Below are 15,177 nucleotides of genomic sequence, written 5' to 3' on the forward strand. Positions count from 1 at the left end.
TAATGCTGGCCTGGCTGGCGTTTCAGATTTTGCGCCCCAGCTCAGACAAACGGAAAAGCCGCCGTCATATTCGCGCGCTGCGCAGAGAATTTCTCGATCAGCTCAGTCGTCATCCGCGACTGAGTGAAAGCCGTTTTGAATCGCAGATTTACCACCGAATCAGCCAGCTTAGTACCAGTCGCGATCAGACTGCGCGCGTCTGGCTGCTGCGCTGGGGTGTGGTGCTGCTGAACTGTTCGCATATCGTCTGGCAACTGCGCACATGGCAAAGCGACTCTGCCACGCTGACAGCAATGCGTGACGCCAGCTTGCGCGGGCTACAGCGAATTATCAGCGAACGCGGAGTGCAACACCGTTTTCTTGATGAAACGCTGGCAGAACTGCAACAGATGATGGATGCCTTGCAGACGCAACAGACTGAGGATGCGGGTGAACTGGCGGGGATTATCTGGCGCTTGTGGTGCTCATTATCACAGTTAAAACAGGCATTACCCGATAATGCCGGGCAATTAAGGTCGGCAGGAATTCTGTAAGGGCGGCAAAAACGCCGCCCTACAGGAACAACTGGCGTCATTAACCGTTACTTGATCACGCCACAGGCAAAGCGATCGCCACCGCCACCCAGTGGTTTGGGATGATCGGCGTGGTTATCACCGCCGACATGCACCATCAGCGCCTTGCCGGAGATCTCAGACAGTTTTTTGATGCGCGGAGCCAGTACCGGATAAGTCGCTTTACCGTCTGCGGTCACAAACAGTGCCGGTAAATCCCCTAAATGCCCGTCCTGATAAGGGCCGAGATGCTTGCCACTGTTGCCGGGGTCAAGATGCCCGCCTGCCGCGCCTGCCGCCACCGCTTTGCCGTCAGTGGTGGCAGGTTCACAGCTGCCTTTGGCATGGACATGGAATCCGTGCACACCGGCCGCCAGAGAGTGCAAATCGGGTGTAAACTCCAGCCCGTAAGCTGTCTCGCTAATCGTGACCTGGCCAATCGATTCACCGATGCCCTGAGTGGTCACACTGTGCAGTTCAACCTGCTCGCTGGCAGCCTGGGCAAAACCCGAAACCAACAGTGCCAGTGCTGCCAAACCGTAACTTTTCATCTTCGCTCCTTTGAATTGATTGCGCTTGCTAAGCCTGGACTCTTTTCAGCAAAATCGGCAACAAAAAGCCACGATTTGCATTTCTTTACGGCACGTCGTAACCCAGCGCCGCTTTACGAATGCGGAACCACTGCTGGCGCGACAGTTCAATTTCGCTGGCGCGCAGCGCGGCACGCACCCGCTCAATTTTACCGGAACCGATAATCGGCAACGGTTGCGAAGGTAAGCGCATCACCCAGGCATACACCACCTGTTCAATCGTCTCTGCGCCGGTCTCTTCCATCACCGCCGTCAGTTCATCACGCAGCGGCTGATACTGCGCGTCGCTGAACAAGCGGCCACCGCCAAGACAGGACCATGCCAGCGGTTTAATCCGCAGTTGCTGACACTGATCAAGAGAACCATCAAGTATCGCTGGCTGATGCAGCGGCGAAATTTCCAGCTGATTGGTCGCCAGAGTAAACGGCAGGCGCGACTGTAACAGAGAAAACTGCGTTGGGGTAAAGTTGGAGACGCCAAAATGTTTCACTTTGCCACTCTGATGCAGCGAGATAAACGCCGAGGCGATGTCATCGGCGTCCATCAGCGGGTCGGGGCGATGGATCAGCAACAGGTCGAGATAATCGGTTGCGAAGTAGCGCAGCGAATTTTCCGCACTGCGGATGATATGGGCGCTTTCCGTAATGTAGTGACCAATGCGGTTTTCAGGCCGGGCGGTGGTGGCGATACCGCATTTCGTCACCAGTTCCAGCCGCTGACGCAGCGACGGTGCCAGCTGTAATGCCTGACCAAATGCCGCTTCGCACTGATAATCGCCGTAGATGTCGGCATGGTCAGTGGTGGTAATGCCCAGCTCAAGATGCTGTTCAATAAAGCTCACCAGCTGCTGAGACGTCATACCCCAGTCCATCAGCCGCCAGTAACCCATAATCAGCCGCGAGAATTCCGGGCCCTGTGGTGCAATTTGCAGACGTTGAAGCATCGCGATCTCCCTGTGGCCCGACGGCCATTTAACTGAATTTGCGCGTCAGTATAGCCTGATTAGCAAGGAAAAAGCGGCAGCTTAAAACAGTGAAGGTTGTTCTGGATCGTCAGACTGCGCGGTTTTAGCCGCACGCTGCAAACGCAGAAAGCGCTGACGGCACAGGCGTAAGACCTCACGCTTTTGTGCATCACTGAATTTCATCCAGTTGAAGCGTTCATCGCGGCTACGCAGGCAACCACGGCAGTAACCGCGTTCATCTGACTGACAAATCCCCCGGCACGGACTGGGAACCGGGAAAAACTCAAGTTGCTCGGCCACCTGAACTCCTGGTTGATGACTTTGCCCTCTATTGAAGATCGCTTACCGGTTATCTGCAAGTGTCACGGCATTAATTCGTCGGAATGCGCCGGAAATAGTCACGTAACGCCTGCAATGCCTGCCGGGTTTTCTCCGGTAATACCCGCTCCAGCGTCAGCGCGGTCAGCCGGAACGCGGCCGGACGCCACTCCGGCAGCAGCAGCATCAGCTCGCCGCTGCGCAGCTTATCCTGAATCTCAAACAACGGTTGCAGTGAAATACCCTGGCCCGCAAGCGTAAAGGCGCGCACCACATGCATACTGTCACTGCACACCTGTGTTTCAGCGACACGCAGTGTTACCGGCGGCTGCCTGAGATGATGCAGTTCAATCATCCGCCCGTTAATATTGCCGCCGGAAGGAATACCGCTTATCCAGCGATGTTGCAGCAGATCCTCTGGCTGCTCCGGGACGCCGTGCAGCGAGAGATAGCGTGGTGCCGCACATATCACCAGCGGCCACTCGGCCAGCGGATGGGCGATAATGCTGGTATCGCTTAACTGGCGATTGACGCGCAGCGCGATGTCGATGCGGTGTTCAATCATATCCAGCACATTGTCAGTGGCGATAATCCGCAACTGCAGGCCGGGATGCTGCTGCATTAACGGCGTCAGCGCTTCACACAGCGGCTGGCCGCCGATGCCCACCGTCGAAGAGATGCGCAGTTCTCCGCTCAGGGTATCGCGCATCTCCGCCAGCCGTTGCTCCGCGTCGCGGGCGCTGTTGACCATCGCTGCGCAGCCGGGATAGAAAGCGGCTCCGGCGTCAGTCAGCGTGAGTTTGCGCGTAGAACGGTGCAATAACGGCACGCCAACGGCCTTTTCCAGCTGACGCAAATGCTGGCTGACCGCCGAGGGTGAGATACCCAGCCGCCGCCCGGCTGCCGCCAGCGAACCCTCTTTTACCACGCTGGCAAATACCGCCATCCGGTTGAGATTTTCCATCATTCGTAAGTATTACTTCATTGTAAAAGTGGAAATATGCCACTTATCACCGCCATTGTTAAGCAGTAAAGTTTAATCCAGCAATTCAAACTAACAGGTGAACAGCATGAAAATTACCGTTATTGGTGCGACCGGTTTTGTTGGGCAGGAAGTGATTAATGAGGCGTTGGCACGCGGCCATCAGGTTACTGCCGTTTCTCGCTCGGGTAAGAATTTGCCGCAGCACAGCAATCTTACGCTGGCAACCGGGGATATTCACGACAGTGACTGGCTGAACAGCGTGTTGCGCAGTCAGGATGCGGTTATCAGCGCCTATAATCCGGGCTGGTCCGAAAGCGATTTGTTTGAGAAATTTACCCGTGGCAGCACGCAGATTCTGGCAGCGGTGCGTGCCGCGCAGGTCAAACGCCTGTTGGTGGTGGGCGGCGCGGGCAGTTTGCAGGTGGCACCTGGCGTAGAGCTGGTGGATACTGAGGCGTTTCCGGCGGAAATCAAACCGGGCGCGTTAGGCGCACGGGCACTGCGCAATACCTTGCAGAGCAGCGGTGGCGATCTCGACTGGACCTATTTGTCACCTGCCGCCATGCTGCAACCCGGTGCACGCACCGGCCAGTTCCGCATCGGCAGCACAGAACTGCTGATGTCGGGCGATCATCCGGCTTCCATCAGCGTGGCCGACCTGGCGGTAGCCATTGTTGATGAAATTGAACATCCACAACATTTGCAAAAGCAGTTTACTGTTGCTTACTAAAAAATGCCGCCCGTTGGCTACGGGCGGGTAAAGGTTTAATCGCCATTAAGGTTTTTGCAGGATTTTGCGACTAAGCTGGTAAGAATACTCTCTTTTTTCCGGTCATTATGAAAATCCTGAATAAGTTACAGTGTCACGAATACACCTTTAATTTGCTGACCGCGCTGTGGTTTGCACTGATACTGAATGGCCTGTTTCTGATACGTTCCTGGGAGAGCATTCCCTTTGTCTCCTGGCACGATTATCTGTTCGCGACGACCCTGCCGCTGGTGCTGTTTTGCGCCTTCACCCTGATATTTAACCTGCTGGCTTTGCCGTGGGTGCGTAAACCCTTGCTGATCGCGTTAGTGCTGGTCAGCGCAGCCGCCAACTATTTTATGTTCAGCTTTGGCACGGTTATCGACACCGATATGATCCAGAACGTGTTTGAAACCGATATGCAAGAAGCCACCGCCCTGTTAACCCCACGCTATCTGGTCTGGATGACACTAATGGGCGTGATCCCCGCGCTGTTACTGGTGCTGGTAAAGATCCGCCAGCCCGACCCGTGGTGGTTCTCGCTGGCGCTGCGCGGGCTGAGCAGTATTGTTTCACTGATCATTATTTTGCTGGTGGCAGCGCTGTTCTATAAAGATTACGCCTCGGTTATCCGCAACAATAAAGGGCTGGTGAAAATGATCACCCCGGCCAACGTGATCAGCGGCAGCGGGCACTATATTCACGACCGCTGGCTGGCCGGCGATCAGTCGCTGGTACGCATCGGCGAAGACGCTAAAAAAGGACCGCTGATACGCGCGCAGCAGAAAAAAACGCTGGTGGTGCTGGTACTGGGAGAAACTGCCCGTGCCGAAAACTTCTCGCTCGGCGGTTACGCGCGTGACACCAACCCTCAGCTAAAACAGCGGGATGTTATCTGGTATCCGGACGCCAGCTCCTGCGGCACTGAAACTGCCATCTCAGTCCCCTGCATGTTTTCCAATATGCCGCGCGTCGATTACGACGCCAGCCTTGCGCACCATCAGGAAGGTTTGCTGGATGTGATGGCCCATGCCGGCATCAATATTCTCTGGCGTGAGAACGATGGCGGCTGCAAAGGCGCCTGCGATCGCGTCCCGCATACCGATATGACCCAGTGGCAGCTCCCGGAACTGTGCCGGGACGGTTACTGTCTGGACGATGCGCTGCTGCATCGGCTGAATCATTATCTCGACAGCGTGCAAGATGACTCGGTGGTTGTGCTGCACCAGATGGGCAGTCACGGCCCGGCCTACTATCTGCGCTATCCGCCGCAAATGCGTAAGTTCACTCCCACCTGTGACAGCAATCAGATTCAGGATTGCGATCCGCAGGCGTTGATCAATACTTATGACAACACGATTTTGTATACCGACGCGCTGCTCGGTCAGACCATCGATCTGCTGAAATCCTACAGTGACAAATTTAACGTGGCGCTGGTCTATCTCTCCGATCATGGCGAGTCGTTGGGGGAGCACGGCATGTATCTGCACGGCGCGCCCTATGTCTTTGCGCCGAGTCAGCAGACCCATATTCCGTTCCTGCTATGGCTGTCGCCGGATTATCGCCAGGCCTTTGGCATTAATCAGTCCTGTTTACAACAGCAGGCGGCTAAAGATGCGGTCTCGCAGGATAATCTGTTCCATACCCTGCTCGGCATGATGAATGTGCAAACCCGTGAGTATCAGGCCGATCTCGACTTGCTGAAAAACTGTCGTTCATAAGAGTGGGGTTGCATTAGACCGATTGGTCTATTACCCTGTGGAGATGAATAAAACGACCCGACACGATACCTGCGAACATCTGCTTGCTACTGGCGAGCAGCTTTGCCTGCAACGCGGCTTTACCGGCATGGGGCTGAGCGAATTGCTCACTGTCGCCGAAGTGCCGAAAGGGTCGTTTTATCACTATTTCCGCTCGAAAGAAGTGTTTGGCGTGGCGATGCTGGAGCGCTACTTTGCGCAGTACCACCACGCCGTACGGCAGTTTCTCGATGCTGAACAGGGTAATTCCCGCCAGCGTATCCTCGATTACTACCGCACCGCTTATACGCAATTTTGCCACGACAGCGGCTTTGCGGCTTGCCTGTCGGTCAAACTTTCGGCGGAAGTCTGCGATCTCTCGGAACCGATGCGCATTGCGCTGGACCGGGGATCGCAGGCGATTATTGCAGCACTGGCCACCACGCTACAGCGTGCGGTGGATGCTGGCGAAGTTCGTTTAGCCACCAGCGCCCCGGTCTGTGCTGAAATGCTGTATATGTTATGGCTCGGAGCCAGCTTACAGTGCAAAATCCGCCGTGACAGCGCACCATTACGCTGGGCTTACGATCAAATCGAACGTATGCTACCCGCAGCCTGATAAAAAAAACACACTTACTAGTCGACCGGTCTATTACAGGAGTCTGCATGGAAATCACCAAGCTGTTTACCCCACTGAAAGTGGGTGCGATTACGGTGCCAAACCGCATTTTCATGGCGCCACTGACTCGCCTGCGCAGCATCGAGCCGGGCGATATCCCTACCCCGTTGATGGGCGAATACTATCGTCAGCGTGCCAGCGCTGGTTTAATTATTACTGAAGCCACTCAAATCTCTTTCCAGGCGAAAGGTTACGCCGGTGCGCCAGGACTGCATACCACTGAGCAAATCGCAGCATGGAAAGCGATTAACGCCGGTATTCACGCCGAAGGCGGTCACAGTGCCGTTCAGCTGTGGCACACCGGTCGCATCTCACATACCAGCCTGCAACCGGGTCAGCAGGCACCGGTCGCCCCTTCCGCCCTCGCTGCCGGCACCCGCACTTCACTGCGTGATGAGCAGGGACGCGCAATCCGGGAAGAGACCTCGACCCCGCGTGCGCTGGAAAAAGAGGAAATTGCTGCCATTGTGAATGATTTCCGCCAGTCCGCCGTGAATGCCCGCGCAGCCGATTTCGATCTGCTGGAGCTGCACTCTGCTCATGGTTACCTGATTCATCAGTTCCTGTCCCCGGCCTCTAACCAGCGCACTGACGAATATGGCGGCAGCATTGAAAACCGCACCCGTTTCGCGCTGGAAGTGGTGGATGCGGCGATTGATGGCTGGGCGGCTGACCGCATTGGTATCCGTATTTCGCCGCTCGGTCCGTTTAACGGCCTGGATAATGGTGAAGATCAGGAAGAAGCGGCGCTGTACTACATCGGCGAGCTGGCTAAACGTAACCTGGCCTACCTGCATATTTCTGAGCCAGACTGGGCGGGCGGCAAACCTTATGCGGAGTCATTCCGTCAGGCGATTCGCGCCATTTATCCTGGCGTTATCATCGGTGCCGGGGCTTACACCGCCGAGAAAGGCGAAGAGCTTCTCGAAAAAGGGTTGATTGATGCGGTGGCATTTGGCCGTGTTTATATTGCCAACCCGGACCTGGTTGAGCGTCTGCACCAGAAAGCAGCACTTAACCAACCAAAACCGGAAAGCTTCTACGGCGGCACTGCCGAGGGCTACACGGATTATCCAACCCTGTAATGCCTCAGCCGCAGCCACGCGCTGCGGCTAAACGTTAACATACTGGTTAATCAACGCTATACTTAGCACGATTTTTCAGTCATCAGCGAGACGATGACACACTAAACCTGCCCGTTGTTTTGTCTGGCAGGCCATTTAAAAGAGGATATTATGCGCTTACTTCACACCATGCTGCGCGTTGGCGACCTGCAACGTTCTATCGACTTCTACACCAAAGTGTTTGGTATGCGTCTGCTGCGCACCAGCGAAAATACCGAATACAAATACAGCCTGGCATTTGTTGGCTACACCGAAGAGAGCGAAGGTGCGGTAATTGAGCTGACTTACAACTGGGGCGTGGACAGCTATGACCTCGGTAACGCTTACGGCCATATCGCACTGGGCGTTGACGATGTTGCGGCGACCTGCGAACGTATTCGTCAGGATGGCGGCAACGTGACTCGCGAAGCTGGCCCGGTTAAGGGTGGCACGACCATCATCGCCTTCGTTGAAGATCCGGATGGTTATAAGATCGAACTGATCGAAAACAAACATGCCGGTCACGGCCTCGGCAACTAATGCCGTCGGGGTGCCTTTTGGCACCCTGTTCCTCGCATCCTCTGCTGCAAGCCTTTCTGAAATTTGCCATAATACGCGCTGCATTTTTCCGTCAACGAGATCCCGATGCCTGAATCGAAAGAATTGAATACCCTTAGCGAGCGTTTTCGCGGTTTTTATCCCGTCGTTATTGATGTAGAAACGGCCGGTTTTAATGCGAAAACCGATGCGCTGCTGGAAATTGCTGCCGTGACGTTAAAAATGGACGAGAACGGCTGGCTGGAAAAAGATGAAACACTTCATTTCCATGTAGAACCGTTCGAAGGGGCAATTCTCCAGCCGGAAGCGCTGGCGTTTAATGGTATCGACCCGCATAACCCGCTGCGCGGCGCAGTCAGTGAATATGAAGCGCTGCACGCTATTTTTAAAGTGGTACGCAAGGGAATTAAAGACCAGGGGTGTAACCGGGCAATTATGGTGGCGCACAACGCCACGTTTGACCTGAACTTTATGAGTGCCGCCGCTGAGCGTGCCAGTCTGAAACGTAATCCGTTTCACCCTTTTGTCACCTTTGATACCGCTGCGCTGAGCGGACTGGTGGTCGGTCAAACCGTGCTGGCGAAAGCGTGTAAAGCTGCCGGTATTCCGTTTGACAGCACCAAAGCGCACTCGGCGTTATACGATACCGAACAAACCGCCGATCTGTTTTGTGAACTGGTTAACCGCTGGAAACGCCTCGGAGGCTGGCCGCTGGTGCCGGCAGAAGAAGAACAGAGTGAATAAATAAAGGGAGCCACTTCGGCTCCCTTTTTACTTCAGGGCGGTGTTTTCGCCGCCCTTGGGTTTATTCGGCTTCTTTATACTTCTCAGCCGTCTCTTTAATCAGCGTCTGCAGTTCACCGCGCTGATACATCTCAATCACGATATCGCAGCCACCGACCAGCTCACCATCGACCCACAGTTGTGGGAAGGTTGGCCAGTTGGCATATTTTGGCAGTTCAGCACGAATGTCCGGATTTTGCAGAATATCGACATACGCAAAGCGTTCGCCGCAAGCTGAAAGAGCCTGAACCGTCTGGGCAGAGAACCCGCAGCTTGGCAGCTTCGGTGAACCTTTCATATACAGCAGGATTGGGTTTTCTGCGATCTGACGCTGAATTTTTTCAACAGTACTCATTTTTGCCTTCCTTAATTCGTTACTTCGTGTCTATTTACTATAACGATTCTCTGTGCCGTCTGAAAACGACATTTTGCCCACGGCGAATCAGTAAGGCCCATTATGCCAAATACGGCGCAGAAAATAACAATTTCTTATCATTACTACTGATTAATCGGTTAATAATTAGCAACACTATTGGTGAGATAACCGTCTGATCTGGCTCATTTATAATACTAATAACCTTAATGAACTGATTAATTTAAAAAGGCCTTACCTTTTGTGAAAAAGTTAGATTAGAATTGTCTTAAGCCTGTTTCCGGGGCAAAAGAATTTAACATGGACCCCAGGCATCGAACCACGTTCAATGCCGGGAATGTAGTGTGGTCCTCTCTGTTGCGAAAGAGAGCCTAACCTGTAACGGACAATGCGTTTACTCATCACACTTTTGCTACTGGCTTTTGCTCAGATGTTCTTTAATTTGGCGCACGCATCGCCTCATGCACCTATGAATGCAAATCAGCACAAGGTTGAAAAGAACAGCGCCCGTGATGACGATCGCCGAAAGCGACGTCAGCAGGTAAAAACGCCGGTTAAAAAGCCCCGCCAGACCTCGGAACAGAAAGCGAAATTAAAGAAAAAGAGCAAAGTGCAGACCGCTTCGCTCAGCGCCCCCAAAAGCACCCTCGCCAATAAGAAACTGGCAAAACGCTACGGTTATAAGCGCGATCGCAAAATCAGCAATGCCGCAACCACGGCCAGCATCGACAATGGCCCGCTGAAAATGAGTAAAGCTCACCGCGTGCGTTACCAGAAAGCCCGTGAAACTGCGATGAATAAGCTGATGGGTCAGTTAGGTAAGCCTTATCTTTGGGGAGGCGCTTCGCCACGTACCGGCTTCGACTGTAGCGGTCTGGTGTGGTACGCCTATAAAGACCTGGTGAAATTTAAAATTCCGCGCACTGCCAATGAGATGTATCACCTGCGTGATGCCGCCCAGATCAAACGCGAGTCGCTGGAAAAAGGTGACCTGGTGTTCTTCCGCATTAATAATCGCGGTGCTGCCGATCACGTCGGCGTTTATCTTGGAAATGGCAAGTTTATTCAGTCGCCACGTACCGGCAAAGATATTCAGATCAGCGCCTTAAGCGAAGAGTACTGGCAGCGCCATTATGTCGGTGCGCGCCGGGTGATGACGCCGAAAACCATCCGTTAACCTCTTCCCACATCTTGTTTCAATCCTTAATACGGGCGGCGATAACGCCGCCCGTTAAAGTCACTACGGTGCCGGATGCATTTCACCTTCGTTCTGTTGCATCAGCGGAGGATGCTGACCCGCGCGTGACAGTTGTAGCGCCTGCTGCGGCATACTGATACCTGCGCGGTCAAAGTGGATTTTGACCAGACGATCCAGTGCGTACTGCACGACCCACTGTTTTAACGCCAGCGTGCGCACCGTCACCCTGGTGGTAAAGGAGCGGTCGCCCAGTGCCACCACGCCATTAAACACCGGCTCGCCAATCAGGAAGAATTTCACCTGCTCATCCTGCTTCAGATCTTCCACCGCCTGTTGCAGCACCTGATTAACATGGTCGATATCTTCATCACGACTGACGGTGTAATTCGCGCGATAGACCCCAAACTCACGCGCATAGTTAGCCAGCGTAGTAATCGAAGAGTAAGGCACGATATGGTAGACGCCATAGTCATCGCGCAGGCCAATAGAGCGAATCGTCATGCGCTCCACGGTGCCGGTAATGCCACCCACCGTGACATATTCACTGGTGTTCATACCGTTCTCAAACTGGATAAACACCCCGGTAATCACATCTTTTACCAGCGTTTGCGCACCGAAACTGATTGCCAGACCGAGCGCACCAGCTCCGGCCAACAGCGGCGCAATATTGATCCCTACCTGCGACAGCACAATCATAATGGTGATGGTGCTGATCACAATCGCCAGCACATTACGAAACAGCGTCAGCAGCGTGCGTTCGCGCGCGCTGGGACGGGCGCCGTTGCTCATTTCCAGCACCAGCCGATGCTCTATAATGCTGGCCATAATCGTCCAGCTGAAGGTGGCCACCAGCAGAATAAACAGAATATGCAGCAGCCCGCCGATGATCTTACCGCCGGTGTCACCGCTGGCCCACTGTTGCAAATTAAACAGATGCCAGGCATCCAGCAGAGAAAGAGAAACCGCCAGTACCACCATCACGCGCAGAATTTTCAGCCCGTTCGGGATATAAGAGTTGATACGCCGTTCCAGCATCGGGTAGCGCAGATTCATCCGTTCCGGCAGCGTAATTCGCCGGGCGATCCAGCGCGTCATCATGCCGGACAGCAGCGCGCCAAATCCGATCACCAGCAAGCTTTTCACCGTGGCGCTCATCATAAAGCGCAGGCTATTGCCGAAATCAAACTGCGTGAGGAAAAACAGTACCAGAAAATAGGCAATGGCCAGCAGATGCCAGATATGGCCGAAACCACGCAGCATCACGCTGAAAAATGCCATTGAACGTTCGGCCAGCAGGTCGATCTGGTGATGAATCGGTTTACGGTTGCGCATAATCAGCACCAGCGCATACAGCGTCAGCGCCAGCATCACGATCAGATTGACCGCCGCTGCTGCCGGGTAACTGATTTGCGTGGCCACCACCGGCACCATCACCATCAGGCCATAACCAATTAAGCCGCTTAGCCAGGCGAGACGTTGATTCCAGTAGCGCGCGGTGGCGTCACTGAACGGGAACGGACGCAGATAAGCAAAACCAGGCGCAAAAATCAGTCGCAGTACCGCCTTAAAGAACTCAATGACCGCAAAAGCACCCAGGAACAGCGTCTGCTGATGCGCAATCACCGTACTGCCGTTATTCACCTGCTGGGAAAACAGTTTGCCGCCGGCCAGTACCAGCATCAGCACTAACAAGTCGATAATAAAAGCGCCAATAATGGCGGCCGGTAATTTATACCACGGGCCACCATTCTGTTTGGCGTTTCGCCCCCAACTCCCGATACGCGTGTACAGCGGGCCGACCATGCGGCGTATCAGATGGAAAATGGCAAAGGTCACCACCACCATCAGCAAAAAATAGCCGAGCGCATGGAAAAAAGCGGAAGGATTAAAACTGCGCTGCGGCGCGGAGTCGACCACTTTTTGCACCGCATGCAGTCGCTGATTTAGTGCCTGAAAAGCCTGTTGCGCAAACTGGCTGACGCTGTCACTTAAACGGGTCGCCCCGGAGGGTGCGGCCGCTTGCTGCTTCGCTTCCGTCGCCTGGGATTTTGCCTGGGTTTCGGCGGCACGCTGCAACTGATCGATTAATGCATCACGCGCTTTTTCATCTTTAAGGATGCCGGCCAGTGCGGCGTAAGGGATATCCTGTTGCTCGTTTTGCTGAGCGGCATCAGCAGCAGGTGTGGTTTGCGCAACAGCGACGGGGGAAATAAAGCTGATTAGCAGAAGTAAAAATCCGGCGATAAAGGGAAAAAGTCCCGACGGGTGCGTTCGCCCTGGCACCCGGCAGCAGATAGTTGATGACATGGTATTCTCTGGTAATTAAGTAAACACAATCAATTGCGTAACAGTTCGCCAGCGGCGCATGGCGACCCCGCCTCTGAGCATATTGCAGCATGCAGGCCATGTTTAGCTTCGCGTGCGCAACGGCCTGATTTAGCCAGTTTGAGCAAAAAAAAACGTCTGATGGCGTTCTTCAGACGTTTTTTTTAACCGGTTAGCACTGCGCATTCAGGCAGATTTAACCGTTATTTATCAATTCATTACCGCGGTAAAACTGAAGGCGATAATCACCAGCAGCGCGCCGACAGTGGTCAGCAGAGAAAACTTCAGATTGGTGTCCATACTTCGCTCCTTAAAGACCTTACAATTAATAACTGTATAGATTTTCCCATATATACCGGTAAAAATCTCGTTTTCTGCTCACAGCCTTGATAGAATTCTTCTTTTCCGTTGCGCAACACCTGCAACACCGCGTTTCTTGCCGTGTTTCCTGACGTCATTCCCCTTCCCGACGTCACTCAGATTGCAACAATGAAACCGATCGCGTCAGAAAACGCGAAGCATACGCAAACGTTTAACATGATGCTTATCAACCCTTTAGGATAAGCGCAGGAGTACCATTTTAATGGCAACAATTAAAGATGTGGCGAAACGTGCCGGTGTTTCCACCACCACCGTTTCTCATGTCATCAATAAAACCCGCTTCGTGGCGGAAGAGACCCGCGAAGCCGTTTGGGCGGCCATCAAAGAGCTGAACTATTCGCCCAGCGCCGTTGCGCGCAGCCTGAAAGTAAACCATACCAAATCGATTGGTTTGCTGGCGACTTCCAGTGAAGCGCCCTATTTTGCGGAAATTATCGAAGCGGTTGAAACGCGCTGTTTTGCCAAAGGCTATACGCTGATCCTTGGCAATGCCCATAACGATTTACAAAAACAGCAGGCCTATCTGTCAATGATGGCGCAAAAGCGCGTCGACGGTTTGCTGGTGATGTGCGCCGAATATCCCGATGAATTGCTGAAAATGCTGGAAGCGAATCGCAATATTCCAATGGTGGTGATGGACTGGGGCGAATCACGCGGTGATTTTACCGATAGCGTGGTGGATAACGCCTTTGAAGGCGGCTACCTGGTCGGCCGCTACCTGATAGAGCGCGGCCACCGTGATATCGGTGCAATTCCCGGCCAGCTGGTACGCAATACCAGCGGTGGACGCCATGCCGGTTTCCTCAAAGCGCTGGCCGAAGCCAATATCACCGTGCGTGATGAATGGGTTGTGCAAGGCGACTTTGAACCGGAATCCGGATATCGCGCGATGCAGCAGATTTTATCGCAGAAACAGCGGCCAACTGCCGTGTTCTGCGGCGGCGATATTATGGCAATGGGTGCCATCTGTGCCGCAGATGAAATGGGTTTGCGCGTACCGCAGGATATTTCGGTGATCGGTTATGATAATGTGCGCAACGCGCGCTATTTCACGCCGGCGCTGACCACGGTGCATCAACCAAAGGAGCGTCTTGGCGAAACGGCTTTCGATATGTTGCTGGATCGCATTACCAGTAAACGCGAAGAGCCGCAGACGATTGAAGTGCATCCTTCATTAATCGAGCGTCGCTCGGTGGCAGATGGGCCGTTCCGCGACTACCGCCGTTAATCCCCTGCCGGCCACGCCCGTGGCCGGTCAGTTTACTCCTCGCGTAACCACTCCTGATTCATCGTCTCTGGCGACCCGAGATACTCCAGCAACCAACTTAACGCGGGTGAGGCACTCTGCTCTGCCCAACTGACACAGCACGGACTGTCCGGAAAATCAGCTGGTAGCGTCAGTTCCACCAGCAAACCTTCAGCAATCAGCGGCGCGGCAAAATGTCCCGGCACCATACCCACGCACAATCCTGCCCGCAGACAATCAAATGCCGATTGCCAGTCCGGTGCCACCAGCCGTCGCTGGTTATCCAGCGTCCAGGTGATACGTTTGGGCAGACTACGCGAAGTGTCTTCCAGCACCAGCGACGGCCACTGGCGGATAATATCATCACTGATGGTTCCGGGCTGTTGCGCCAGTGGATGATCGGACCTGATCACGCAGCGCCAGTTCAGTGCGCCCATATCGCGGAAGCCAAAACGCCCGCCGACCGGAATCGCCTGAGTGGCACCAATCGCCACATCGACACGTCCGTCAACCAGTGCATCCCAGACGCCGTTAAACACTTCGTGGGAAACCAGCAGCTCCATATCCGGGAAATGGCGATAGAAATCGAGCACCAGCTGGCGGGTACGTTGAGGTTTAACAATCAGATCGACAGCG

17 protein-coding genes are annotated in these 15,177 nt (G+C 54.0%); 9 read left to right on the top strand and 8 right to left on the bottom strand.

Annotation, left to right across the window (positions count from 1 at the left end; all coding sequences use genetic code 11):
* Positions 1-533, top strand: a 533-nt coding sequence (locus NG42_RS23410) for an FUSC family protein (RefSeq protein WP_052898720.1), incomplete at its 5' end; no start/stop codon positions are given.
* Between the two features lie 47 nt (positions 534-580).
* On the opposite strand, the gene sodC is transcribed toward NG42_RS23410, so the two are convergent.
* From sodC to NG42_RS07530, 4 genes are all read right to left on the bottom strand, one after another.
* A complete protein-coding gene (gene sodC, locus NG42_RS07515; protein ID WP_052898654.1) occupies positions 581-1,102 on the bottom strand; it encodes a superoxide dismutase family protein in 522 nt (173 codons plus the stop codon).
* Between the two features lie 85 nt (positions 1,103-1,187).
* Positions 1,188-2,084 carry an aldo/keto reductase gene (locus NG42_RS07520; RefSeq protein WP_052898655.1) on the bottom strand — a complete coding sequence of 299 codons (897 nt, stop codon included), beginning with the start codon at positions 2,082-2,084 and terminating at the stop codon, positions 1,188-1,190.
* An 81-nt stretch (positions 2,085-2,165) separates the two neighbouring features.
* Positions 2,166-2,405, bottom strand: a complete 240-nt coding sequence (locus NG42_RS07525) for a DUF1289 domain-containing protein (RefSeq protein ID WP_052898656.1) — start codon at positions 2,403-2,405, stop codon at positions 2,166-2,168.
* A gap of 70 nt (positions 2,406-2,475) precedes the next feature.
* Positions 2,476-3,387, bottom strand: a complete 912-nt coding sequence (locus NG42_RS07530) for a LysR family transcriptional regulator (protein WP_052898707.1) — start codon at positions 3,385-3,387, stop codon at positions 2,476-2,478.
* A 106-nt stretch (positions 3,388-3,493) separates the two neighbouring features.
* Here NG42_RS07530 and NG42_RS07535 point away from each other — a divergent pair, with 106 nt between their 5' ends.
* The 6 genes from NG42_RS07535 (at position 3,494) to rnt (ending at position 8,979) form a co-directional block, all read left to right on the top strand.
* On the top strand, positions 3,494-4,138 hold the full coding sequence (locus tag NG42_RS07535) for an NAD(P)-dependent oxidoreductase (protein ID WP_052898657.1): 645 nt from the start codon (positions 3,494-3,496) through the stop codon (positions 4,136-4,138).
* 107 nt (positions 4,139-4,245) lie between these two features.
* A complete protein-coding gene (gene eptA / locus NG42_RS07540; protein ID WP_052898658.1) occupies positions 4,246-5,877 on the top strand; it encodes a phosphoethanolamine transferase EptA in 1,632 nt (543 codons plus the stop codon).
* Between the two features lie 43 nt (positions 5,878-5,920).
* Positions 5,921-6,514: a TetR/AcrR family transcriptional regulator gene (locus tag NG42_RS07545; protein WP_052898659.1), complete on the top strand. Its 594-nt coding sequence runs from the start codon at positions 5,921-5,923 to the stop codon at positions 6,512-6,514.
* Between the two features lie 47 nt (positions 6,515-6,561).
* Positions 6,562-7,659, top strand: coding sequence for an alkene reductase (nemA, locus tag NG42_RS07550; protein ID WP_052898660.1), 1,098 nt, complete (start codon positions 6,562-6,564; stop codon positions 7,657-7,659).
* A 150-nt stretch (positions 7,660-7,809) separates the two neighbouring features.
* Positions 7,810-8,217, top strand: coding sequence for a lactoylglutathione lyase (gloA, locus tag NG42_RS07555; protein WP_052898661.1), 408 nt, complete (start codon positions 7,810-7,812; stop codon positions 8,215-8,217).
* A 105-nt stretch (positions 8,218-8,322) separates the two neighbouring features.
* On the top strand, positions 8,323-8,979 hold the full coding sequence (gene rnt, locus NG42_RS07560; protein ID WP_052898662.1) for a ribonuclease T: 657 nt from the start codon (positions 8,323-8,325) through the stop codon (positions 8,977-8,979).
* Positions 8,980-9,040: 61 nt separating this feature from the next.
* Here the strand turns inward: rnt and NG42_RS07565 are convergent, their stop codons facing one another.
* Complete coding sequence (locus NG42_RS07565; RefSeq protein ID WP_052898663.1) at positions 9,041-9,373, bottom strand: Grx4 family monothiol glutaredoxin; 333 nt, start codon at positions 9,371-9,373, stop codon at positions 9,041-9,043.
* Positions 9,374-9,779: 406 nt separating this feature from the next.
* On the opposite strand from NG42_RS07565, the gene NG42_RS07570 reads away from it, so the two are divergent.
* Positions 9,780-10,568 carry a C40 family peptidase gene (locus NG42_RS07570; RefSeq protein ID WP_052898664.1) on the top strand — a complete coding sequence of 263 codons (789 nt, stop codon included), beginning with the start codon at positions 9,780-9,782 and terminating at the stop codon, positions 10,566-10,568.
* 63 nt (positions 10,569-10,631) lie between these two features.
* Here the strand turns inward: NG42_RS07570 and ybiO are convergent, their stop codons facing one another.
* Positions 10,632-12,896 carry a mechanosensitive channel protein gene (gene ybiO / locus NG42_RS07575; protein WP_082203846.1) on the bottom strand — a complete coding sequence of 755 codons (2,265 nt, stop codon included), beginning with the start codon at positions 12,894-12,896 and terminating at the stop codon, positions 10,632-10,634.
* Between the two features lie 228 nt (positions 12,897-13,124).
* A complete protein-coding gene (cydH, locus tag NG42_RS22615) occupies positions 13,125-13,214 on the bottom strand; it encodes a cytochrome bd-I oxidase subunit CydH (protein ID WP_156322070.1) in 90 nt (29 codons plus the stop codon).
* Between the two features lie 283 nt (positions 13,215-13,497).
* On the opposite strand from cydH, the gene purR reads away from it, so the two are divergent.
* On the top strand, positions 13,498-14,523 hold the full coding sequence (gene purR, locus NG42_RS07580) for an HTH-type transcriptional repressor PurR (RefSeq protein WP_052898665.1): 1,026 nt from the start codon (positions 13,498-13,500) through the stop codon (positions 14,521-14,523).
* 32 nt (positions 14,524-14,555) lie between these two features.
* Here the strand turns inward: purR and NG42_RS07585 are convergent.
* A partial coding sequence (locus tag NG42_RS07585) for a LysR substrate-binding domain-containing protein (protein WP_241488325.1) occupies positions 14,556-15,177 on the bottom strand: 622 nt, incomplete at its 5' end.

Origin of the sequence: Winslowiella iniecta (assembly GCF_001267535.1) — a bacterium.
Taxonomy (GTDB): Bacteria; Pseudomonadota; Gammaproteobacteria; order Enterobacterales; family Enterobacteriaceae; genus Erwinia; species Erwinia iniecta.